This is a genomic window from Arthrobacter oryzae (assembly GCF_030718995.1).
Lineage (GTDB): Bacteria > Actinomycetota > Actinomycetes > Actinomycetales > Micrococcaceae > Arthrobacter > Arthrobacter oryzae_C.
Map to the genome: position 1 here is coordinate 441,622 of NZ_CP132204.1, position 21,723 is coordinate 463,344.

The 21,723-nt window shown below is 66.5% G+C and carries 17 protein-coding genes, 2 tRNA genes and 1 pseudogene; 5 read left to right on the top strand and 15 right to left on the bottom strand.

The window, feature by feature from the left end:
* Nucleotides 1–27 precede the first annotated feature (27 nt).
* The 5 genes from Q8Z05_RS02070 to Q8Z05_RS02090 form a co-directional block, all read right to left on the bottom strand.
* Nucleotides 28–945 carry an aldo/keto reductase gene (locus Q8Z05_RS02070; protein WP_305943456.1) on the bottom strand — a complete coding sequence of 306 codons (918 nt, stop codon included), beginning with the start codon at nucleotides 943–945 and terminating at the stop codon, nucleotides 28–30.
* Between the two features lie 104 nt (nucleotides 946–1,049).
* Complete coding sequence (locus Q8Z05_RS02075; RefSeq protein ID WP_305941855.1) at nucleotides 1,050–2,756, bottom strand: glycoside hydrolase family 13 protein; 1,707 nt, start codon at nucleotides 2,754–2,756, stop codon at nucleotides 1,050–1,052.
* 90 nt (nucleotides 2,757–2,846) lie between these two features.
* Nucleotides 2,847–3,761 carry a carbohydrate ABC transporter permease gene (locus tag Q8Z05_RS02080; RefSeq protein ID WP_305941856.1) on the bottom strand — a complete coding sequence of 305 codons (915 nt, stop codon included), beginning with the start codon at nucleotides 3,759–3,761 and terminating at the stop codon, nucleotides 2,847–2,849.
* Nucleotides 3,761–4,708 carry a carbohydrate ABC transporter permease gene (locus Q8Z05_RS02085; protein ID WP_305941857.1) on the bottom strand — a complete coding sequence of 316 codons (948 nt, stop codon included), beginning with the start codon at nucleotides 4,706–4,708 and terminating at the stop codon, nucleotides 3,761–3,763. Before Q8Z05_RS02085 ends, Q8Z05_RS02080 begins: the two co-directional genes overlap by 1 nt.
* A 26-nt stretch (nucleotides 4,709–4,734) precedes the next feature.
* On the bottom strand, nucleotides 4,735–6,024 hold the full coding sequence (locus tag Q8Z05_RS02090) for an ABC transporter substrate-binding protein (RefSeq protein WP_305941858.1): 1,290 nt from the start codon (nucleotides 6,022–6,024) through the stop codon (nucleotides 4,735–4,737).
* A 267-nt stretch (nucleotides 6,025–6,291) separates the two neighbouring features.
* Between Q8Z05_RS02090 and Q8Z05_RS02095 the strand changes: the two genes are divergently transcribed.
* Entirely contained in the window at nucleotides 6,292–7,494 is a 1,203-nt protein-coding gene (locus tag Q8Z05_RS02095; RefSeq protein ID WP_305941859.1) for an ROK family transcriptional regulator, read from the top strand.
* A gap of 92 nt (nucleotides 7,495–7,586) precedes the next feature.
* Here Q8Z05_RS02095 and Q8Z05_RS02100 read toward each other — a convergent pair whose 3' ends face one another.
* From Q8Z05_RS02100 to Q8Z05_RS02145, 10 genes and pseudogenes are all read right to left on the bottom strand, one after another.
* Nucleotides 7,587–8,246 carry an SDR family oxidoreductase gene (locus tag Q8Z05_RS02100; RefSeq protein WP_305941860.1) on the bottom strand — a complete coding sequence of 220 codons (660 nt, stop codon included), beginning with the start codon at nucleotides 8,244–8,246 and terminating at the stop codon, nucleotides 7,587–7,589.
* A gap of 9 nt (nucleotides 8,247–8,255) precedes the next feature.
* A complete protein-coding gene (locus tag Q8Z05_RS02105; protein WP_305943457.1) occupies nucleotides 8,256–9,167 on the bottom strand; it encodes a hypothetical protein in 912 nt (303 codons plus the stop codon).
* Between the two features lies 1 nt (nucleotide 9,168).
* Complete coding sequence (locus Q8Z05_RS02110; protein WP_305941861.1) at nucleotides 9,169–9,678, bottom strand: RNA polymerase sigma factor; 510 nt, start codon at nucleotides 9,676–9,678, stop codon at nucleotides 9,169–9,171.
* 140 nt (nucleotides 9,679–9,818) lie between these two features.
* Nucleotides 9,819–10,604: pseudogene (gene yidC, locus Q8Z05_RS02115) on the bottom strand (membrane protein insertase YidC); the annotation flags it as partial.
* A 146-nt stretch (nucleotides 10,605–10,750) separates the two neighbouring features.
* Nucleotides 10,751–10,824 (bottom strand) — tRNA-Met (locus Q8Z05_RS02120).
* A gap of 61 nt (nucleotides 10,825–10,885) precedes the next feature.
* Nucleotides 10,886–10,957: transfer RNA gene (locus Q8Z05_RS02125), tRNA-Thr, on the bottom strand.
* Nucleotides 10,958–11,226: 269 nt separating this feature from the next.
* The gene (locus Q8Z05_RS02130; RefSeq protein WP_305941863.1) at nucleotides 11,227–13,410 is read right to left on the bottom strand and encodes a DEAD/DEAH box helicase; all 2,184 of its coding nucleotides are present in this window, start codon (nucleotides 13,408–13,410) and stop codon (nucleotides 11,227–11,229) included.
* Between the two features lie 402 nt (nucleotides 13,411–13,812).
* The gene (locus Q8Z05_RS02135; protein ID WP_305941864.1) at nucleotides 13,813–14,466 is read right to left on the bottom strand and encodes an MOSC domain-containing protein; all 654 of its coding nucleotides are present in this window, start codon (nucleotides 14,464–14,466) and stop codon (nucleotides 13,813–13,815) included.
* 52 nt (nucleotides 14,467–14,518) lie between these two features.
* Nucleotides 14,519–15,193, bottom strand: coding sequence for a response regulator (locus Q8Z05_RS02140; protein WP_305943458.1), 675 nt, complete (start codon nucleotides 15,191–15,193; stop codon nucleotides 14,519–14,521).
* Entirely contained in the window at nucleotides 15,190–16,824 is a 1,635-nt protein-coding gene (locus tag Q8Z05_RS02145) for a sensor histidine kinase (protein WP_305941865.1), read from the bottom strand. The genes Q8Z05_RS02140 and Q8Z05_RS02145 overlap by 4 nt, the downstream gene beginning before the upstream one ends.
* Before the next feature lie 187 nt (nucleotides 16,825–17,011).
* Between Q8Z05_RS02145 and Q8Z05_RS02150 the strand changes: the two genes are divergently transcribed.
* From Q8Z05_RS02150 to Q8Z05_RS02165, 4 genes are read left to right on the top strand one after another with little or no spacing between them, the layout of a single operon-like run.
* On the top strand, nucleotides 17,012–17,731 hold the full coding sequence (locus tag Q8Z05_RS02150; protein WP_371745913.1) for a Tat pathway signal protein: 720 nt from the start codon (nucleotides 17,012–17,014) through the stop codon (nucleotides 17,729–17,731).
* 2 nt (nucleotides 17,732–17,733) lie between these two features.
* Complete coding sequence (locus Q8Z05_RS02155; protein WP_305941866.1) at nucleotides 17,734–18,954, top strand: glutathionylspermidine synthase family protein; 1,221 nt, start codon at nucleotides 17,734–17,736, stop codon at nucleotides 18,952–18,954.
* Complete coding sequence (locus tag Q8Z05_RS02160; RefSeq protein WP_305941867.1) at nucleotides 18,951–20,462, top strand: APC family permease; 1,512 nt, start codon at nucleotides 18,951–18,953, stop codon at nucleotides 20,460–20,462. Before Q8Z05_RS02155 ends, Q8Z05_RS02160 begins: the two co-directional genes overlap by 4 nt.
* A 48-nt stretch (nucleotides 20,463–20,510) precedes the next feature.
* Complete coding sequence (locus Q8Z05_RS02165; RefSeq protein ID WP_305941868.1) at nucleotides 20,511–21,710, top strand: acyl-CoA dehydrogenase family protein; 1,200 nt, start codon at nucleotides 20,511–20,513, stop codon at nucleotides 21,708–21,710.
* The last annotated feature ends 13 nt before the right edge of the window (nucleotides 21,711–21,723 follow it).

Below are 21,723 nucleotides of genomic sequence, written 5' to 3' on the forward strand. Positions count from 1 at the left end.
TTAAGCGGGCACGTGGGCGGGCCGGGTTTAGGGGATGTTGCTCCCCCGGGCCGTGACCCACAGTTTGTACCATTCGGCGCGGGTCATGGCGGCGGCAACATGGGCCGCTCCGGCACAGGCCCGGATGCGGTCCGGGTTGGCCGAGCCGACCACCGGAGCGATCCCGGCCGGGTGCCGCATCAGCCACCCCAGGAGGATGGCCTCACGGGTGGTCCCCTTGGCCACCGCCATCCCGGCGACGAGCTCCGCCGTGGCGGCCTCGGCCGGCGTCGGGCTTTCCGGCGGGGCGCCGGTGTAATGTCCGCGGGCCAGCGCCCCGTAGGCCTGGAGGGTGATCCCCTGCCGGGTGCAGAACTCCACGGTGCCGTGCGGGAAGCTGTAATCCAGCCCCTCCGCATGGTTCACCAGCACGGCGCTTTCCAGCCAGGCGCGTTTCAGCAGGCTCATCTCCAGCTGGTTGGCCACCACCGGAGTTTCCAGGCGGTCCTGCAGCGCTTCGATCTGCGGGGCGGACATGTTGGACACACCCACCTGCCGCACTTTGCCTTCCCGCATCAACTGTCCGACGGCGGACGCCACCTCGGCGGGGTCCGCCAGCGGGTCAGGGCGGTGCAGCAGGAGGACATCGACATACTCGGTCTTCAACCGCTTGAGGCTGCCGTTGACCCGCTCGAGGATCCCGTCGCGACTCAGGTCGTAGTGCGTCTCCAGCCCCTGCTCGTTGAGCCGGATCCCGCACTTGGTCTGCAGCCGGATCCGTTCCCGGAGCCCCGGCGTAATCGCCAGGACCTCACCGAAGACGGCCTCGGACTTGCCCGCGCGGTAAATGTCCGCATGGTCGAACAGCGTGATGCCGGAATCCAGTGCAGCGTCGATCGCCGCAGCTGCCTGTTCAACATGCCGAGGTTCGTACGGCTCAGCGGACCAGCTGCCGCCCAGCCCCATGCAGCCGTAGATCAGCTCCTGGCCGGCCCTGGGGGCAACGCCGGGCAGGCCGGACGCGGGGGTCTCCCCCTGCGCCCGGTCTGCCTGCCCACTCACGGAAGTGCTCACCGCAGCCAGACGGTGGTGTTTCCGGGCAGCAGCTTCCCGTCCAGCGGGGCGCTGCTAAGCAGCACCTCGCCGGCCGGGATCTCCACCGGCTCGTCACCGAAGTTGGTGACGGACTGCCAGCCCCCGTGGCGGCTGAACTGCAGCACCTTGGGGTTGCCGGTTTCCACCCACTCGAGCTCCTCGGCGGTCTGCAGCTCTCGGCGCAGCTTCAGGGCCTTGCGGTACAGCTCCAGCGTGGAGCCTTCCACGCCGTCCTGGGCGTCCACTGCGTAGCGGGCGAACCATGCAGGCTGGGGCAGGTGGGCATCCCCGGCGCCGAAGCCGAACGAGGAGCCTTCCGCGGCCCAGGGCAGCGGCACACGGCAGCCGTCACGGCCGATCTCCACGCCCTTGTTGCGGAAGAAGGACGGGTCCTGACGCTCCGAGTCCGGGATCTCCGCGACTTCCTGCAGGCCAAGCTCCTCCCCTTGGTACAGGTAGGCCGAACCCGGGAGGGCAAGCATCAGCAGGCTGGCCGCACGGGCACGGCGCAGGCCCAGCTCGACGTCCAGTTCCTCGGCCGGGGCGCCGGCCAGCAGCCAGCCCTTGCCGTCCTGGCCCTTGGCGTGGACGCCGCCGCCCTTCGGCAGGCCGTAGCGGGTGGCGTGCCGGACGACGTCGTGGTTGGAGAAGACCCAGGTGGAGGAGGCTCCGGTGGCCGTGGCTTCGGCGAGGTTCCGGGTGATGATCTCGTGGAACTCGTCAGCGTCGAAATCGGCCTGCAGGAGGTCGAAGTTGAAGGCCTGTCCCAGGCCCTGCGGGCTGGCGTAGCGGGCACGGCGGGTGGCGTGCACCCAGGCTTCGGCGACGGCGGTGCGCGGCGGGTTGTACTCGTTGAACACCTCGCGCCATTCGGCGTAGATCTCGTGGACCTCGTCGCGGTCCCAGAACGGGTGCGAGCCGTCGGCGAAGCCGTCGGTGCCGGTGTTGGCCTCGCTGAGTTCCACCTTCGACAGCAGCGGCTCGGTGAGGTCCTTGGTGAGGGCGTGCGCGACGTCCACGCGGAAGCCGTCCACGCCGCGGTCGGACCAGAAGCGCAGGGTCTTCAGGAAGTCGTCACGGATCTCGCGGTTGGACCAGTTCAGGTCCGGCTGCTCCTTGGCGAAGATGTGCATGTACCACTGGCCGGGAGTGCCGTCCGGTTCGGTGATGCGCTCCCAGGCGGGACCTCCGAAGACGGAGTCCCAGTCCGACGGCGGCAGCTCGCCGTTCTCGCCCAGGCCGTCACGGAAGATGTAGCGCTCGCGGGCGGCGGAACCGCGCGGGGAGGCGAGGGCTTCCTTGAACCATTCGTGGCGGTCGGAGGAGTGGTTGGGGACGATGTCCGCAATCAGCTTGATGCCGGCTTCGTGGAGCGCAGCGGACATTTCCGCGAAGTCCTCCAGGGTGCCCAGCTTCGGGTCGACGTTGCGGTAATCGTCGACGTCGTACCCGCCGTCCGCGAGCGCGGACGGGTAGAACGGGCTGAGCCAGACGGCGTCGATCCCCAGTTCCTTCAGGTACGGAACTTTGGCCGTGATGCCCTTGATGTCGCCCAGGCCGTCACCGTTCGAATCCGAGAAGCTGCGCGGATAGATCTGGTACACGGAGGCCTGGCGCCACCAGTTGGGATCGGCTGCGAGGTTTGAATCGGACAGGGTTGCCAATGTGGCGGTGGTGGACAAAAGAGATTCCTTTTCTGGTGTCGATTGTTCTTTTTGGTGGGAAAAATAGATGGGTGCCCGGGATGGGGCCTGCTTCACTGCGTCCTACTCCTACTTCACTGCGCCCCGCATGACTCCGGACAGTACCCAACGTTGCGCCAGGATGTAAACCACCAGCGTGGGTGCCATGGCCATCAGGTAGGACGCGAAGGCCAGGCTGTAGTTGGTGTTGAATTCGCCCTGGAAGAGCATCTGGACCACGGGCAGCGTCTGGAGTGAGGGGTCGGCAATCATCATCTGCGGCAGCAGGAAGTCGTTCCACGAGCCGAGGAAGGCGAAGATGCCGACGGTGGCGTTCATGGGGGCAAGCAGCGGGAAGATGATCTTGCGGAACACCTGCCACGTGGTGGCCCCGTCCATGCGCGCGGATTCCTCGAGCTCCACCGGGATGGACCGGACGAAGGCGATGTAGAGCAGGGTGTTGAAGGAGATGCCCCCGAGGACGTGCAGGAACACGACGCCGGCCGGGTTGTCCAGGCCGAGCAGTGCCGTCTGCTTGATCAGGGGAAGGATGATCACCGGGAACGGGATGAACATCGCCGAGAGCAGGTACACGAACGAGCCCCGGAAGAACCTGTGGTTCCAGTTCCGCGCAATGGCACAGGCCACCAGCGAACTGCAGGCCAGGGAGCCGATGACGCTCAGCACCGTAACGAACGCCGTGGACATGAAGGCCCGCGGGAAGTTGGTGGCCACGTAGGCGGCGGCGAAGTTCTCCCAGTTCATCGGGTTGGGCCAGGCGAGGCCAGTGCCGGTGCCGATCTGCTCCGGGGACTTCAGCGCCATCGCCACGGTGAAGTAGAGCGGCAGCAGGACGGTCAACGAGGCGGCCAGCATCAGCGCGGTGAGCCACCAGTTGATCTTGAAGCCCTCGCGGTTGGACCGGCGCTTCTTCGCACCGGGGGTGTTGCCGCCGGAAACAGCGGAAGCAGAAGCCTTCGCGGCGGGAAGTGTGGATGCAGTCATTAGAGTGAAACCCCCCGGCGCTGGATAAGGCGCAGCTGGATGACGGAGATCAGCAAGGTGATCAGGAAGTAGATGACGGCGTTTGCCATCTGGTAGGAATAGTCGCCGCCGGTAAAGCCGGAGAAGATGCGCATGGCCACGGACTGCGTTGCCATGCCGGGACCGCCGCCGGTGAGCCCCACGATGATCTCGTAGGTTCCCAGGAATCCCTTGAAGCCAAGGATGACGTTGATCACGAGGTACCCCATGATCAGCGGCAGCGTCAGGCTGATGAACTGCCGGAAGCTGCCGGCGCCGTCGAGGTCCGCAGCTTCGTAAACCTCGGAAGGCACGCTCTGGAGGCCTGCCAGGTAGATGATGGTGGCGCCCGGCGCAGCCTGCCACACCGTAACGATCACGATGGCCAGCCAGGCAAGGTTCTCGTTGGCGAGGATGCTCGCGGCCAGCGGCGTGACGCCGAACCGTTCAGCCAGCACCGGAAGCGTGTTGGAGAACAGGTAGTTGAACACGAAGGAAACGATCAGGGCGGAGAGCACCATGGGGATGAAGAACACGGTGCGGATGCCGGTGCGCCATTTGATCTTCGCGTTCAGGCCCAGGGCGATGGCGAGGGCCACGACGTTCACCACCACGGTGGTGGTCAGTGCGAACACAAACGTGAAGACGTACGACTGCAGGACAGCCGGGTCCTTGAAGATGTTGACGTAGTTCATCAGGCCGATGAACTTCCAGTCGCCGTAGCCTGCGTAGTTCGTCAGGCTGAAGAAGACGCCCACGAGTGCCGGCAGGGTGATGAAGAAGGCGAACAGTGCCAGGACGGGCACCACCATCCAGTAGTACGTGGGGTCGATCCTGCCCTTGGACCCGGACGTGCCGGCGGGGCGGGAAGTGGGGTTCTTGCGTCCTGCGGGAGGGGCTGCCTGGGCCACCCGGGATGTTGTAGTCATTGAGGCTCCTGGATTCGGGTGGGGGTTCAGACCGCGGTACGCTCGGCGACACGGCGCCATTCGTCATCGAGGGCGGCGAGGAACTGCTCGCCGTTCTTGCTGTACACGAAGGACTGGATGTAGTTGTTCACGGGCACCGACGGCGGGAAGTAGGTCACGGCCCCCTGGAAGTAGCGCGCTTCCTCCACTGCCGCATTGAGTCCGCTGATCTGCGGATTGCTGACTGCGGGAGCGTCCTTGAGCGGCGAGAACGCAGCGTTCTTTTCGTTGTACGTGTTCACCACGGACGGCTCCAGCAGGTAGTTCACGAACCGCTGCGCCGCAGCCATGTTGGGCGTGCTGCGGGTGATCGAAAGCGCCATGTCCACATTCACGCGGGCCTTGGTCTCTGCCGGGTTGTTGGTCACCGGAAGCGGGAAAGTTCCCAGCCTGATGTCCTTGTTGGCGGCGACAAGCTGCGAGAGGGCCCACGGACCCTGCAGGTACATGGCCGCCTGGCCCTTGGCGAATGCCGCGTTGCCGTCCGCGTAGTTCTTGCTGGCCGCTCCGTTTTGCGAGTAGGAGGCGAGCTGGAGCATCTTGGGGAGTGCCGGGCCGAAGTTGCTGCCGAACGACTCGGCGGAGTCCTTGGTGATGCCGGCACCCTTGGCGCTGAGCTTGGTGAAGAAGTCCGCGACATCCAGCGCGCCGCCGGACGCATAGTCGAACATGCCCTGGGCGAGGGTCCAGGGGTCCTTGTACGTTCCGTAGATCGGCGTTATCCCGGCCGCCTTGAACTTTTCGCAGGCAGCAACGAACTCGTCCCAGGTGGTGGGTACGGAGACGCCCCGGGCTTCGAAGATGTCCCGGTTGTAGATCACGCCCGCCGCCGCCAGCGAGAACGGCAAGGCGTTGATTTCGTTGCCGTTGTACTGTCCCCAGGAGTTGATGAGCTCCTGCATCTTGGGGTCGATGGTGCTGGCCACCGGCATGCCGGAGAGGTCGGCGAAGATGCCCTTCTTGACGAAGTCGGCGGTGGCCTGCGCGAAGCCGCGGGTCACCACGTCCGGCGGGTCATTGCGGACGAGGCCGGGAACAAAATTGCCCTCATTGAAGTCCTGGACCACGCGGATGTCCGGGTTGAGCGCCTCGAAATCCTTGATGACCTGGTTGAAGTAATCCACCACCTCGGGCTTGTTCTGCATGAAACGGAGGGTGGTGGTTCCGTTCTGCGTGGAAGGCGTGGCGCCGCAGCCGGTCAGGGGAACCATGAAGGCTGCCCCGGCGAGGCCTGCGGCACGGAGCAGGGAGCGCCGGCTGGGCAGCGATGCGGGCACGGCGGATCCGAACAGAGGAGCGTTCACAGTGCGGTGGCCGGGGTGAGGGGCCGGCGGCGCGCTGACGGTGGTGCAGGCGGGCAGTGCTTCAGGATGCGGTTCACAGTTGCTCCTTTGCAAAAGGCTGGGTGAGGGGCTGGGAGAAGAGCTGGCGGTCGGCGGCCGCCCGGCCCGCCTGCTCTGCGTTGTGTACGTTCAACGTTTATTTGGAATCTAAATTTAGTTCCTCAAGTATTATGTGGTGCAAAGCACAGAGAGGTCAACACCATGTCGGAAATTACGGCGGCCACGCCCCAGCTGTTGCGGCGCGTGAGCGCCGGAGCCGTGCTGGAGTTCATGCGCGCCTCGCAGGCGGTGACGGTCACGGAAGTCATGGAAGCCACCGGGCTCACCCGGGCAACCGCAATTTCCGTGTGCGAGGACCTCATGGAGCGCGGCTGGATCAGGGAGCTGGAAAACCAGCGGGCTTTTGGCGGCTACCAGAAAGGCAGGCCGGCGCGCCGGTTCGAGCTCAACGAGCGCGCCGGGTACGTCCTGGGCATGGACGTGGGAATCTCCAAGGCAACGGTGGTGGTGTCCGATCTACGCGGCAAGGCCCTGGGCCGGTCCAGCCAGCGGTTCGCCGGTGCCGAAATCACCGCGGAAGAACGCGTGGCCGTCGTTGACCGGACCGCCATGATGGCCCTGCACAGTGTGGGGGCCTCCCCTGACTCGGTGCTCGCCGTCTGCGCCGGAATTGCGGCCCCGGTGGACCGCAACGGCGATGTACTGGTGACCCAGCATTTCTGGGGACTGTTCGACGTCGGCCTGAAGACCGCGCTACGGGACCTGCGGGGGTGGACGGTGCTGCTGGAAAACGACGCCAATCTCGCCGCCCTGGGCGAGCGTTGGCGAGGTGCGGCGGCCGGCGTGGACGACGTCGTGGTTATTCTCGCCAGTGAACGCTTCGGTTCGGGCGTGATCGACGGCGGGCGGCTGCTGCACGGCCGCGGTGGCGGTGCCGGTGAGCTTGCGTTCCTGGACATGCTGGAGGGCGTGGGAGACACGTTCGGCATCGCGAACCTTGCCCGCACCTGGGCCGCCGAAGCCCTGGCCGGGAAGGCCAAAACCACGCTGCGGAAGCATGCCGGCGAAGGCGTCGAGGCGGAGCACGTATTTGCTGCCGCTGCCGCCGGAGACGCCGTGGCGCTGAAGATCCTGGACCGGCTGGCCGAGAGGATGGCACGGGTGATCGGGGCCGTGGCCACCATCATCAACCCCGAGCTGGTGGTCATTGGCGGCGCGGTGGCGAACTCGGCGGGAGTGCTGCTGGGGCCGATCGCTGCACGGCTGCCCGGGTTCACCGCCACTCCCCCGACCGTTGCCGTTTCCCCGCTGGGCGACTCGATCGTGACCGTGGGCGCGGTCCGGTGCGCCCTGGACTACGTGGAGAAGAACACCCTCGACCTGGAGCTCGCCGTCCCGGCCTGAGCGGCTCCTGGAGCGCGAACGGACATTTGAGGCCCTGGAATCCAAGGGGCCCCAAATGTCCGTTCGCGCTGAGCCCGCTCCCGCTGGGACCCCTAGTTGGCCGGCTGCAGCGCCGCGGCGATGGGCAGGGTGCCGTCCCGGAACTCGATGGTGCGTCCGGCGGTTTCCGGCAGCCCCAGGACCGCGGCCGTCACGAGTGCCACGTTGGCCCGTGAGGTGGCGGTCCCGGCGGAGGTGTCTGCAGGGTTGACGTCGATGAGCCCGCTGCCCGGGCCGTCCGTCAATGTTCCGGGGCCCAGGATGGTCCAGGCCAGGTCCGTGCCGCGCAGGTACTGGTCCGCGGCGGCCTTCGCCTCCGCGTAGGCGTGGAAGCTGTTGTCCGCCGGAACGCCGTGGTTCGGCCCTGCGCCGAAATAGGACACCATGACGTACCGCCCGACGCCGGCCTCCGCCGCCGCGTCCATGGAACGGATGGCGGCGTCCCGGTCCACGGCATAGGTCCGTTCGGGGTTCCCGCCGCCGGCACCGGCGGACCACACCACGGCGTCCTGGCCACTGAGGGCGGCGGCGAGTTCCGCCGTCGTCGAGTGTTCAACATCCAGGACCGACGGCGTGGCGCCCGTGGCCGCCACGTCCTCCGTATGGTCCGGGTTGCGGAAGAAGGACGTGACGTCCTCACCGTCCGCCGCGAGGATTCCGGCCAGTTCCAAAGCCACTTTGCCGTGGCCGCCGATGATTGCGATGCGCGTCATGGACCCAGCTTACGAGTACTTCAGGCTGAGCAGGAGCGCCTTCAGTTGCGAGTACTGTTCGCTCGCCATCCAGGCTTTCGCATCATCGGGAGTGGCGAAGACGGGCTGCTTTTCGTAATCGAACACCACGTAGGCGGCCATGACCCCGTTTGGCAGGAGGACCTGGTTGGTGCCCGACCCCTCCTGCGTCGGCAGGAACTCCTTGGCCAGACGGATGTCCATGAAGTAGTAGACCGGAACATTGTCCGCCTGCTGCGTCGGCTCGGGCATTCCGGGATAGGACACGGGAAGAATCTGGTCGGAGGCGAAGCCGAACTCTGCCGGGTTCCCTGATACGTCGGTGATTCCCGGCACGGGGGCGGTATCCATGACGGTCCGCTTGACCCGGCCGGCCGCCCCGTCGCCGTACATGCCGCTCTGCACGCGGGCCATCTCGGCGCCGGAGCCGTCAGCAACCACGGCGACGACGGAACCGGCCTTCGACTCCTCCGTCAGGTAGGGGCCTTGTTCCGTCCGCACGCTCCAGCCTTCCGGGTAGTCGAAGGAGAGGTGACCGTCGGGGAAGATGAAGGTCTGCGCAACGGGCGCCGCGGGAGCACGTGTGGTTGAAGTCGTCGGGGACGGCGTCGGGGTTTCCGATGCGGTGACGGTGGTGGCCGGTTCGGGCGCGGACGTCATCGGACCGAGGTTCGTGGCCGCCAGGACACCCGCGGTGACAGCCGCCGCGGCCAGCGTGATCCCCCCGGCGATGCGGGCGCGCCGCAGCCGTCGCTCTTCGAGCGTCGTCCCACCGGCCGGGAGGCGGTCGCTGAACGCGGCCGGATCGGCAAACGCTCGGCGAAGGGCAGCTTCACCGTCTGGTATGGACGGATCGTTGCGCACGGGATCCGTCGCGGAAATCATGGTCTTGATCGGATCCATTTCAGGCACCCATCCTCTGTGTGATCGCTTCTGCACCCGCAGGCATGTGTTTCCGGAACGCTGCCCGCGCCCGGTGTAGCCGGACCTTGGCGGCGGACTCGCTGCACTGCAGCACGCCGGCGATTTCCGCCGTGCCCAAACCGTCCCAGTAGGCCAGCTGGAGAATGTCCCGGTCTTTTTCCCGCAGGCCGGCCAGGGCATCATGCACGGCCAGGTTTTCGGAGCCGGCCCCGAAACGGAGGACTGCCGCGGCTCGCAGCTTGTCCTGGAGCGCCCGCTGGCGGTCACGGCTCCGGTACGCATTTCCGATCATGTTCCGTGCGACGGTGACCAGCCAGGCGGTATCCGTCCTTTGTTGATCGCCCCACTTCTGCCACACCACCCGGAAAACGTCCGCAGCGATTTCCTCGGCCACTTCCGGGGATTCCACCCTTCGCCGCACGAACCTGAAAATCGCCGGATAGCTGTCTTTGTGCAAGGCAATAAATGCCAGTTCACGCTCGGAAAGCACGGTGTCCCCCTGATGTGTAGCTCTGAGCCGCCTTCTATCTGTATTGTTTCCGGCCCGCAGCCACCAGTTACACGGGCCGCTGGAAATTTTGGTCCCTCTCCGGATCGCCGGTGTCAGGACTCCCGGCCTCGACCGGCTGCCCGGTCGGTAACGATGAATTGCTGGGCCAGGGTCCAGAGGTTGGAAACGGTCCAGTAGATCAGGACACCGATCGGGAAAATGATGCCGCCCGCGCCGAAGACGACGGGCAGGATGTAGAGGATCACTTTCTGTTGCATCATCGCCGGCCCCGCGGCGGCCTCTTCGGGCGCGCTCCTGGCAAAGAGCAGCTTCTGCGTGAGGAACTGCGCCGCCGTCATGGCCAGGATCATCACGATGGCCAGCACGGCGACTGCACCAGCATCGCCCGCGCCGCCGTGGAGCAGGGACGCTGACAGGGTGGCACCGAAAATGCTGGACTGATCGAACTGCACCACTTTTTCATGGCTCAAGGCGCCGATGCCCTCGTTTTGGCGGGCCGCCTCGGATATGCCCGAGAGCACCTGGAAAAGGGCCAGGAAGAACGGCGTCTGGATCAGCAGGGGAAGGCAGGCCGAGAAGGGGTTGGTGCCGTGTTTCTTGTACAGGGCCATCTGTTCCTGCGCCATGGCCTGGCGGGACAACGGATCGGCCTTGCCCTTGTACTTGTCCTGGAGCTTCCTGAGGTCCGGCTGCAGGAGCCGCATCCGCCGCTGGGCGTTGACCTGCTTCAGGAAGACGGGGATCAGTGCGGCCCTGATAACGAGAACCAGTCCGGTGATGGACAGCGTCCAGGTCCAGCCCGACGCCTCCGGCAGCCCGATAGCGGTCAGGCCCTCGTGGAAGCCCACCATGATGACGGAAACCAGCCACCGGAAAGGCACCATGATTGATTCAACGACGTCCACTGAGTTCCCCATCCGCCAGTTGCTGCAAAGCTACTGGCAAACATGGCGGTTGTCACTGGCCGCGGACAGCGGCGACGGTTCTCCCGTACACAAATGCGGACACAGGAAAGCCCCCGGAATCTGAAGGATTCCAGGGGCTTGTCCTGTAGCGGTGGGGAGGCTCGATCTCCCGACCTCACGATTATGAGTCGTGCGCTCTAACCAACTGAGCTACACCGCCACGAATGAGAAAAACCTGCATCAAGCCGGTCAAAACCGCCTTGACACAGGCCCTCATCCAGAGCCCCCCACCGGAATCGATCCGGTGACCTCGTTCTTACCAAGAACGCGCTCTACCACTGAGCTAGGGGGGCAACGAGTAAATACTCTACCGGAAGATTCCGCTCCCAACAAATCGGGACTAGGACGGGCTCCGGAAGCGGTGAAACGCGCCGAAAAGCCCGGAAATCCGGGGTCAAATGTACCGCCGAAGAGTCGTGCAGGGCCCGTTGCGGCAACCTCGCCTGCCGGGTGTGACGAAGCGTACACGGGCGGCGGAGAGGCAACTGGCTTAGCTGGAACTTAAATGAGAACGGGCCGGCTCGAAAGCCGGCCCGTTCTCAGTGCCTGGTGCTGCTAGGGCTTACCACTTGCCCTTGCGGTTGAAGTCACGCTGTCCGCCCTCGTTGCCGTGGCGGGGCTTGCGTGAGCCGTCACCGTGGCCGCCGAAGCGGGAGTCGCTGGCCTGGCCGCGGGTGGCGCCGCTGTCGGCACCAACGGAACGCTCGCTGTACGAGCGGCCGCCGCGGTCAGCGGAGGAACGCTCGCCGTCGTTCTTGCGGAAGTCCTTCTTGAACCCGCCACTGCCCTTGAAGTTGCCGCCACGGTCGCCGCCGCCGGAGTATCCGCCGCGGTCGCCGCCACGGTTGCCCTGGTAGCTGCCACGCTCGCCTCCGCCGGACGGCTTGCGGCCGTTGTCCAGCTCGAGGTGGATCAGCTCGCCGCCGATCCGGGTGCGGGACAGGGCGCGCAGCTGCTCGGGGCTCAGGTCCGCCGGGAGCTCCACGAGGGAGTGGTCCGAGCGGATGTCGATCCCGCCGATCTGGGCCGAGGAAATGCCGCCCTCGTTGGCAATGGCGCCCACGATGGAGCCCGGCATGACGCGCTGGCGGCGTCCGACGGCGATCCGGTAGGTGGCGTTGCCTTCGGTCAGCGTGCGGGTCGGTCCACGGGAGCCGAAGCCGTCCTTGGAGCGCTCACGCTTCTGGAACTCGGGAGCTGCCGGCAGTTCCTTGACCAGCAGCGGCTGTCCGCCCTGCGCCATGACGGCCAGTGCAGCAGCGATCTCCGAGGCGGGCACATTGTGCTCTTCCTCGTAGGAGGAGATGAGGTCGCGGAACGCGGCAACGTCCTCGGACTCGAGGGTCTCCGTGATGCGCTCGGCGAACTTGCCCAGGCGCAGCGTGTTGACGGTCTCGGCCGTGGGCAGGTGCATCTGCTCCACCGGCTGGCGGGTGGCCTTCTCGATGGAACGCAGCAGGTACTTCTCCCGCGGCGTCATGAACAGGATGGCGTCGCCGGAACGGCCTGCACGGCCGGTGCGGCCGATGCGGTGGACGTACGACTCGGTGTCGTGCGGGATGTCGTAGTTGACCACGTGGCTGATGCGCTCAACGTCAAGGCCGCGGGCCGCGACGTCGGTGGCCACCAGGATGTCGATGCGGCCTTCCTTGAGGGCGTCGACAGTGCGTTCGCGCTGCTGCTGGGGGATGTCGCCGTTGATGGCGGCAGCCTGGAAGCCCCGCGCCTTCAGCTTGTCGGCCAGGTCCTCGGTAGCCATCTTGGTGCGCACGAAGGCGATGACGCCGTCGAACTCTTCAACCTCGAGGATGCGGGTCAGGGCGTCGAGCTTGTGCGGGCCCATGACCTGCAGGTACCGCTGGCGGGTGTTGGCGCCGGTGGTGGTCTTGGACTTTACCGAGATCTCGGCCGGGTTGTTCAGGTACTGCTTGGACATCCGGCGGATCTGGCTCGGCATGGTGGCCGAGAACAGGGCGACCTGGCGGTCTGAAGGCGTCTGCTGGAAGATCTGCTCCACGTCTTCGGCGAAGCCCATGCGGAGCATTTCGTCGGCCTCGTCCAGCACCAGGTACTGGAGTTCGGACAGATCCAGGGAACCCTTGGAGATGTGGTCGATGACACGGCCGGGGGTACCGACGACAACCTGGGCGCCGCGGCGCAGGCCGGCGAGCTGGGGGCCGTAGGCGGAGCCGCCGTACACCGGGAGAACGGTGAAGTCGTCGATGTGCTTGGCGTAGGAGGTGAAGGCCTCGGCAACCTGGAGCGCCAGCTCACGGGTCGGGGCAAGGACCAGGGCCTGCGTCTTGCGGGACGGGCCGTTGAGGTCGTGGAGCTCGGCCAGGCGGGACAGCGCCGGTACTGCGAATGCTGCAGTCTTACCGGTGCCGGTCTGGGCCAGGCCGACGACATCGCGGCCTTCGAGCAGCAGCGGGATGGTTGCTGCCTGGATCGGGGACGGCTTCTCGTACCCGACATCCTGCAGCGCGGCGAGGACGCGGCCGTCGATGCCGAGGTCGGCGAAGCGGATGCCCTCTTCTTCGTCCTCGGCCTTGGGGGCCTCAGCCTTGGGAGCCTCGGTCTTGGGGGCTTCAGCGGCAGGCGCTTCGGCGGCAGGCGCTTCGACGGGTGCGGGCGCTTCGGTGAAGAGGGGGGCGGAGCCGGCTTCGGGAGCAGCGGTCTCGGGGGTTTCGACGGCGGTTTCGGCAGTTGCTGCGTCGGTGGTGGCGTCGTTGTGATTTTCGGGCATAGGGAAGTTTTCCTCATCCATAGGGGGCCAAGCGGCACAACCCGAGGTGAGCGGAGCCGCAGTACATGTGCCGTTTGGATGCCGGGCAGACATTGACCGGCCGGTCACGTAGAAGTCCGGCGCTTTCGCAATCCCGTGGCAGGACTTCCCGCTGCATCTCTTGGCTGCTATCCCAGCAGTCTGTACAGCGTTTTCTTTAGCCGGCTCTCCCTATGAAAATGCCCGCATCGCTTGTGCGGGCCCCAACACTTGCCAGTCCTGCCTCAAAAATTGGGCAGGAATAAGGGATTTCCGGAGTGGGGGATATTTCAAGTGTAAAGCATGCTTCCGCGTTGCACTAACCCGCGGGCCGCCAAGGGCCGGTGACGTTGCCCACACGGCGTTGCAGACTGCCCGGCACGCCTAGGCGCCCAGTCGCCGCTGGAGCTTCTCGAATTCCTCGTGGTACTCCGGCTGCAGGCGGATCTCACCGTCCGCGTCGGCGTCACGCAGCGCTTCCATGATCTCGATGGTGGGCTCGCTGAACCAGTCGCCGACTGTCACCCCGTGGGTGGGGACGAACAGCCGGTGGATGTGGTCGCCCGCCCGGATGCTGCCTACCTTGATGACCCGGAGGTAGGTGCCCACCCGGCCGGCTGCCGTGAATCTCTTGACCCACTGGGCCTCATCCATGCGGCGCTGGAACGTGGCACAGGGGACGCGGGGAGAGGTGACTTCGACTTCGACGTCGAGCCCGATCCTCCACCGTTCGCCAATTACCGCGGTGGTTGTTCCGATGCCGGCAACCCGCAGGTTCTCTCCGAAAATCCCGGGCGGCAGTTCCCGCTGCAGCTCCCCCACCCAGTAGTCGGCGTCGTTCTGCGAATAGGCGTACAGCGCCTGGTCCACGCCGCCGTGGTGGATGCGGCTCGCCTGGATATCCCCGTGGAGGCCCAGCTTATGCACCTTGACCGGGCCGTCCACGGCACGTTTGTCGATGGCCGTGACGCCCACGCTCCCTTCATCGCTCAGGAGCTGATGTACCCGGCAAACGGCAAGCACAGATGCGGTGTCCATGGCACCAGTGTAGGCGGGCGTCGGCGGGAGCGGGCGTCGGCGGGAGCGGGCGTCAGGGATCGAACCGGTACCCCATGCCGGCCTCCGTGTGAAGGTGGCGCGGTTTGGCCGGGTCCTGCTCGAGTTTGCGGCGCAGCTGGGCCAGGTAGACGCGAAGGTACTGGGTCTCCTTGGCGTAGGCCTGGCCCCAGACCTGGGTGAGGAGCTGCTGCTGGCTGACCAGCTTCCCCGAATTGCGCACCAGCAACTCCAGGATGTTCCACTCCGTCGGGGTGAGCCGGATTTCGTGCCCGTCCCGGACCACCTTGCGGGCGGCCAGGTCCACCACGAAGTCCGCGGTTTCCACCGTAGGAGCATCGCGCTGCGCCGGCGAGCGCCGGGAGGCTGCGCGCAGCCGCGCCAGTAGCTCGTCGAGGCCGAACGGTTTGGTCACGTAGTCGTCCGCTCCGGCGTCGAGCGCGTCCACTTTGTCTTCCGAGGCGTGGCGGGCGGAAAGCACAATGACGGGCACGGAGCTCCAGCCGCGGATCCCCCGGATCACGTCCACCCCGTCCATGTCCGGCAGCCCCAGGTCCAGCACCACAATGTCCACAGGATGCTGGGCAGCCATTTTCAGGCCGTCCGCTCCGAAGCCGGCCGTGATGGCTTGGTAGCCGTGGGCGCGCAGGTTGATCTGCATGGCCCTGGCCAGCTGGGCCTCGTCTTCGATGATCAGGACCAGGGTCACGGCAGCGGCCCCTCCCACAGCGGCAGGGTGACCACCATGGTCAGCCCGCCGCCCGGCGTCGGCTCCGCTGCAAGGATTCCTCCCATGGCTTCTGAGAAGCCTTTGGCGACGGCAAGGCCCAGCCCGATCCCCACGGTGCGGCCGCCGCCCGTGCGCTGGGAATCGTTGAGCCGCTGGAACGGCTGGAACATGTCCAGCACGGCTGCCGGGGCCACTCCCGAGCCCTGGTCCACCACCCGGAGTTCACTGGCCGGCCTGCCGCCCAGGGCGATCCCCTCCCCCGCACGCGCCGTCAGTACGACGTCGGCATCCGGGGCGTATTTGAGCGCGTTTTCCACCAGGTTCGCCACCACGCGTTCCAGCATTCCGGCGTCGGCCTCCACCCTGGGCAGGTTGGGCGGCAGTTCCACGCGGATCCGGGCCGCGGGCAGGCCCCTGAGCGCATCGGGCAGCACGTCCGCCCAGCCCAGTCCGCCCAGGAGCGGGTTGACCGAGTCGGCCGTTATCCGGGACATGTCCAGCAGGTTGCCGATCAGGTGGTCCAGCCTGTCCGCCGAATCCTCGATTGTGGCGAGCAGTTCGCGTTCGTCCTCCGGGGAAAACCGGACGTCCTCCTGGCGGAGGCTGCTGACCGCCAGTTTGATCCCGGCCAGGGGCGTGCGGAGGTCGTGGCTGACAGCCCTCAGGATGGACGTTCGCATCTTATTGCCCTCGGACAGGCGCTGGTTGTCCTCCATGCTGGCCACCAGCTGCCGGCGCTCCAGGATGGCCACCAGGAACGCTCCGAAGGCGGCAAGCATCCGCTGGTGCTGGCCGGAGAAGGGCTGGCCGGCCGGCGGCCCGCCGTTGATCAGCAGTGTGTAGCGGGAATCGACGACGACGGCATGCCGGGCGGCCGCATGGGTCACCGGCGGACTGGTCCCGGCGCTGGCAAGGACTGTCCATTGGGTTTGGCTGCCCGGACTCCGGCCCGGACCTCTTCCGGGCGCGGACCCCGGGCCACGGGGATCCGAAGGCGGACTTCCTGCCACCAGGGTGACGGCGTCCACTCCCAGCCTGCTGCGTACTTTCTCGAGGAACGTCTCCACGCTGCCGTCGGAACTGAGGATCCGCAGGGAGAGCTCACTCAGCGCCGTGGCTTCGGCCCCGGACCTTGCAGCTTCCTGTGCCCGGCGGGTCGCCAGGCCAACGGCAAGGGCCACGCTGCAGGCGACAGCAAGGAACACCACCAGCGTGAACAACGTGGACGGATCGGCAATGGACAGCGTGCCCACGGGATCGGCGGAAAAGTAGTTGAGGAGCGTGGTGCCCAGGACAGCGGCCACTACCGCCGGCCAGAGGCCCCCGATGGCAGCCACGGCCACCGCGACGGCGAGGTGCAGCAGCATGATGATGCTGAAGTTCCGGTAGCCCGCCAGCGTCACCAGGATTTCCACGGCAGGGGGCAGGACCACGGCAAGGACCATGCCCAGGACGAAACGGCTCCGGCCGATCCCCTGGAGCTCCAGGCGTCTTGTCCCGGTGCGCGCCGCCCCGGAACCGGGGCGGCCGGAACGTCCGGCGCCGGAACTCCCCGCGCCGGACCTCCCTGCGCCGGACCGGCCGGGACGGGCGGATTCAACTGCTGCCATGGCTCCATCTTGGCATGGGCAGTTCTCCCCCGCTTTTTCGTTAACAGCGCCTCCCCTCAGGCACTAGGCTGACTTCAGGATTGACGCAGCTGCGCCTTTGAACCAGGCGGACCTGCCACCCGCGTGGCCGTGCGCCTGGTCGCGTGCGTGGCCGGTCAGATTGAACATGGACAACCGAGGGGGACCCATGGACCCGCAGGACCCGAACAAGGATCCAAAGAACGCCCGTTCCGGGCACCAGGGCACGGACGGCCAGGCGGCAGAAGCCACAGGCTTCGGCCCTTCGGAACCCGGCTGGATGACCGCACCCCAGGACTTCACGCCGCAGCCGCACGATCCCGCCACCGGCCAGCTGCCGCCGTGGCAGGTCCCCAAACCGGAGCTCCGCCCCGAGCTGCTCAACGACCCCGCCGCAGGCAGCAGGGGCGCCGGCGCAGGCAGCCGGCCGCCCGGAGCCGGGAAGCCCGGCCCCGTCATCGACCCCTTTGAACGCGAACGCGAGCGGGAAACCGCGACACGCAAGAAGCGCTCGCAACGCCGTACCGTCGTCGTCGGCCTGGGTGTTACCGCCCTGCTGGCAGGCACCATCACCGCCATCGTGGCCAGCAACGAGGCGGAAGCCGATTACGCGCAGGTCTGCTTCAACGATGAAACCGGCGAGCGCGTGGAAGACACCCGGTGCGACAACAGCAGCAGCGCCGGCCGGAGCTCCGCAATCTATGCCTGGTACTTCTACTCGCGCGGCTCCAGCGTCCCGGCCGTGGGGCAGAACCGCTCGCAGTACCCCAGCTTCACCAAGACCGTCCCGCAGGGGGCGAAAACGTCCACGGGGTACAGCACCAAGGGCGGCACCGTCAGCAGGGGCGGCTTCGGCAGCAGCTCCAAGGGCGGAAGCACGGGAGGCTAGGCGTGAAGAGACTGAGCGCAACCCCGAGGCCCGGCTGGAAGCAGAAGATCGAGGAACAGGGGCTCGTCTTTTCCACTACCACCATGCCGGACGGCAAGAAGATCGAGTACTGGAACGAGTCCGCCTACTACGAATTCACCATGGACGAGGTGGAAACCCTAGAAAAGACCGCCGAGGACATGCACCTGATGTGCCTGGAGGCGGCCAAGTACCTGGCCACCGGGGCGATGGGCAACATCGGAATCGGGCCGCAGGCCCTCGAACTGGCCGCGGAATCACTGCAGGCCGGGGACATGGACATCTATGGCCGCTTCGACTTCGTGTACGACGGCCGCGGCGGTCCGGCGAAAATGCTGGAGTACAACGCGGACACGCCCACGGGGCTGATTGAGGCTGCCGTGGCGCAGTGGTTCTGGCTGCAGGACGTGTTTCCGGAGAAGGACCAGTGGAATGGCATCCACGAGGCGCTGATCCGGCAGTGGAAAAAGCTCCAGTACCGGACCGGCATGAGCACCCTCCATGTGGCGCACTCGGAAGCCGAACAGTCCGGGGAGGACTGGATGACGGCGGCCTACATGCGCGACGTCGCCGGCCAGGGCGGCTGGACCACCATCGGCATCAACATGTCCGATATCGGCTGGGACCCCAACCTGAACCGCTTCGTGGACCTGGACAACTTCATGATCAGCACCATTTTCAAGCTGTATCCGTGGGAACTGATGATGAAGGAGCCTTTCGGCCAGCGGCTCCTGCAGCGCGCGCACAATCCGCGCTGGGTGGAGCCGGCGTGGAAGATGCTGCTGTCCAACAAGGCGCTCCTGGCGGCGCTGTGGCACCTGTATCCGGACCACCCGAACCTCCTCCCGGCATACCTCAACGAGCCCGGTCCGCTGAAGGAATGGGTGGCAAAGCCGCTGCACGGCCGCGAGGGAGACAACATTAAGATCCACGCCGCCGGCATCACCATGGAACAGCCGGGCGGCTACGGGCGCGAGGGCTGGTGCTACCAGCAGTTCCACTCCCTGCCAGATTTCGACGGAAACCACCCCGTCCTGGGCCTGTGGGTGGTGGATGGCGAGTCCGTGGGCTGCGGCATCCGCGAATCCGACGGACCCATCACCGATTACTTCTGCCGGTTCGTCCCCAACACGATCGACGCCCCGGCACCCCTGTCAGTCCAGGCCGCCTCGGCCTCCTCCAGCAAAGCAGGTATCGCACTATGAGCACAGGAAACTCGACGGCGGGAGTTAGGTCCGGCGGTCAGCCGCCGGCAGTTCCGTCCAAGGGCCTGCGCGCCGGCATCCTGGACCTGGGCGACTCCGTGATGCTGGGGCTGGCTTCCACCGCCCCCGTCTATTCACTCGCCGCCACGCTGGGCCTGATCGTGGCAGTCAACGGCAACTACACGCCCCTGATCCTGCTCCTCGGCTTTGTGCCGGTGCTGTTCATCGCCTACGCCTTCCGGGAACTGAACAGTGCCATGCCGGACTGCGGCACCACCTTCATCTGGGCCCGCCGGGCGTTCGGCCCCTGGGCTGGCTGGCTGGGCGGCTGGGGCGTTGCCCTCGCCGGCATCGTGGTGCTCGCCAACCTGGCCCAGGTGGCCGGACAATACCTGTGGCTGCTCATCGGCGACGGTTCGCTGGCGGAGAACGACCTCCTGGTGACGGCCACCGGCGTCGTGTTCATCATCTTCATGACCCTGGTGAACTACCGCGGCATCCGGCTGGGCGAGCACGTCCAGCGGGTCCTGACCTACGTGCAGTATGTCTCGCTGGGCATATTCGCGCTGGCGATTGTGTTCAGGATTACCGGCGGGGCACCGGAAGGCCAGGCCTTCGATTTCGAGTGGTTCAACCCGGCAGGCGCCTTTGCCGATCCCGGAGCCGTAGTCCACGGGGCCCTCCTGGCACTCTTCATCTACTGGGGCTGGGACACCTGCCTGGCGGTGAACGAGGAGACCGAGAATCCCGCCACCACCCCCGGCCGTGGCGCCGTCATCTCCGCGTTCGTGCTCGTGGCGATCTACGTTTCCGTGGCCCTGCTGGTGATGATGTATGCCACCGTGGGCACGGACGGCATCGGCCTGGGCAACGCCGAAAACCAGGACGACGTCTTCCTGGCCATGAGGGACGTCGTGCTGGGGCCGTGGGGCTGGCTGATCGTGGTTGCCGTGCTGGCGTCGGTGCTGTCCTCCACCCAGACCACCATCCTGCCCACCGCCCGCGGCACGCTGTCGATGGGCGTCCACGGGGCCCTGCCGGCCAAATTCGGCGAGGTCCACCCGCGCAACCAGACGCCGGGGTTCTCCACGCAGGTCATGGGTGCCGCCGCCGTCGTGTACTACGTGGCCATGAGCTTCCTCAGCCAGAACCTGCTTTCCGACTCCATCAGCGCCATCAGCCTGTTCATTGCCTTCTACTATGCGCTGACCGGTTTCGCGTGCTTCTGGTTCTTCCGCGGCACGCTGCGCGAGTCCCCCCGCAACCTGTGGTTCAGGGGCATCCTGCCGCTGCTTGGTGCGCTGATGCTGACGGCCGCGTTCTTCATCTCCGCCGTGCAGATGTGGGATCCGGCGTACGGCGATACGGAGATCTTCGGCATGGGCGGTGCCTTCGTCAGCGGCGTGGTGCTGCTGGCGCTGGGCGTGGTCCTGGCCGTGGTGTGCCGCTTCGCCCCCGGCACCCGGGACTACTTCCTGGCAAAACGTCCGGTGCCCAGCAAGCTGTAGCGGCCGCTGCAAAACCCCCGCGCACGGCGGAACCCGTAGGATGCTCCAATGAGCAACGCCGCTGACCTGACCTCCGTTCCGGACCCCTCGGACGTCCTGGCCCTGGACGCCCTCCTGACCCCCGAGGAACTGGCGCTCCGGGAACGGATCCGCGATTTCACGGACCAACGGATCAAGCCCGACATTGCCCGCTGGTACGACGACGCGACTTTTCCACTGGATCTTGCTCCCGAACTCGGCGAACTGGGCGTCCTTGGCATGCATCTGGAGGGTTACCGCTGCCCGGGGCGCTCCGCCGTCGAATACGGCCTGGCCGCGATGGAACTGGAGGCCGGCGACTCCGGAATCCGCACCTTCGTTTCGGTGCAGGGTTCCCTGGCCATGACCGCCATCCACAAGTGGGGGTCCGAGGAGCAGAAGCAGGAATGGCTTCCCCGGATGGCCGCCGGTGAGGTGATCGGCTGCTTCGCGCTGACTGAACCCACAGCTGGATCGGACCCCTCCTCCATGACCACAGTGGCCCGCCGCGACGGTTCAGGGGACGAGGCCGGCTGGGTGCTTGACGGCGCCAAGCGCTGGATCGGGCTGGCCTCCGTTGCCGGGGTGATGGTGGTGTGGGCCATGACCGACGACGGCGTCCGCGGCTTCCTGGTGCCGTCCGGAACCCCCGGAGTCACCGCCACCCCGATCGGCCGGAAGCTTTCCATGCGCGCCTCGATCCAGTGCGATGTGGTGTTCGACGGCGTGCGGCTGGGACCCGAGGCCCTGTTGCCGGGTGCCCGCGGCCTGCGCGGCCCCTTCACTTGCCTCAACGAGGCACGGTACGGGATCGCCTGGGGCGCCATGGGTGCGGCACGCGATTCCTACGAAGCCGCGCTGAAGTACTCGCAGGACAGGCTCCAGTTCGGCAAACCGCTGGCCGGGTACCAGCTCACGCAGGAGAAGCTGGTGAACATGCTCCTGGAGATCCAAAAGGGCACCATGCTGGCGCTCCACCTGGGCCGCCTCAAGGACGCCGGCACGCTGCGGCCGGAGCAGATCTCCCTGGGCAAGCTGAACAACGTGCGCGAGGCCCTGACGATTGCCCGCGAGGCCCGCTCCATCCTGGGCGGCAACGGGATCACGCTGGACTATTCGCCGCTGCGGCACGCCGCGAACCTTGAGTCGGTGCGCACCTACGAAGGCACGGACGAGGTCCACACGCTGATCCTGGGCCAGCACATCACGGGCATCGGCGCCTTCCGCTAACCCCGCCCAACTG

Bases quoted from the DNA above. Each gene is read 5' to 3' on its own strand.
- Q8Z05_RS02095 (WP_305941859.1), top strand. From the start codon at position 6,292: ATGTCGGAAATTACGGCGGCCACGCCCCAGCTGTTGCGGCGCGTGAGC.
- Q8Z05_RS02160 (WP_305941867.1), top strand. From the start codon at position 18,951: ATGAGCACAGGAAACTCGACGGCGGGAGTTAGGTCCGGCGGTCAGCCG.
- Q8Z05_RS02145 (WP_305941865.1), bottom strand. From the start codon at position 16,824: ATGGCAGCAGTTGAATCCGCCCGTCCCGGCCGGTCCGGCGCAGGGAGG.
- Q8Z05_RS02080 (WP_305941856.1), bottom strand. From the start codon at position 3,761: ATGACTGCATCCACACTTCCCGCCGCGAAGGCTTCTGCTTCCGCTGTT.
- Q8Z05_RS02070 (WP_305943456.1), bottom strand. From the start codon at position 945: ATGGGGCTGGGCGGCAGCTGGTCCGCTGAGCCGTACGAACCTCGGCAT.
- Q8Z05_RS02150 (WP_371745913.1), top strand. From the start codon at position 17,012: ATGGACCCGCAGGACCCGAACAAGGATCCAAAGAACGCCCGTTCCGGG.
- Q8Z05_RS02135 (WP_305941864.1), bottom strand. From the start codon at position 14,466: ATGGACACCGCATCTGTGCTTGCCGTTTGCCGGGTACATCAGCTCCTG.
- Q8Z05_RS02165 (WP_305941868.1), top strand. From the start codon at position 20,511: ATGAGCAACGCCGCTGACCTGACCTCCGTTCCGGACCCCTCGGACGTC.
- Q8Z05_RS02130 (WP_305941863.1), bottom strand. From the start codon at position 13,410: ATGCCCGAAAATCACAACGACGCCACCACCGACGCAGCAACTGCCGAA.
- Q8Z05_RS02105 (WP_305943457.1), bottom strand. From the start codon at position 9,167: ATGGATCCGATCAAGACCATGATTTCCGCGACGGATCCCGTGCGCAAC.
- Q8Z05_RS02085 (WP_305941857.1), bottom strand. From the start codon at position 4,708: ATGACTACAACATCCCGGGTGGCCCAGGCAGCCCCTCCCGCAGGACGC.
- Q8Z05_RS02100 (WP_305941860.1), bottom strand. From the start codon at position 8,246: ATGACGCGCATCGCAATCATCGGCGGCCACGGCAAAGTGGCTTTGGAA.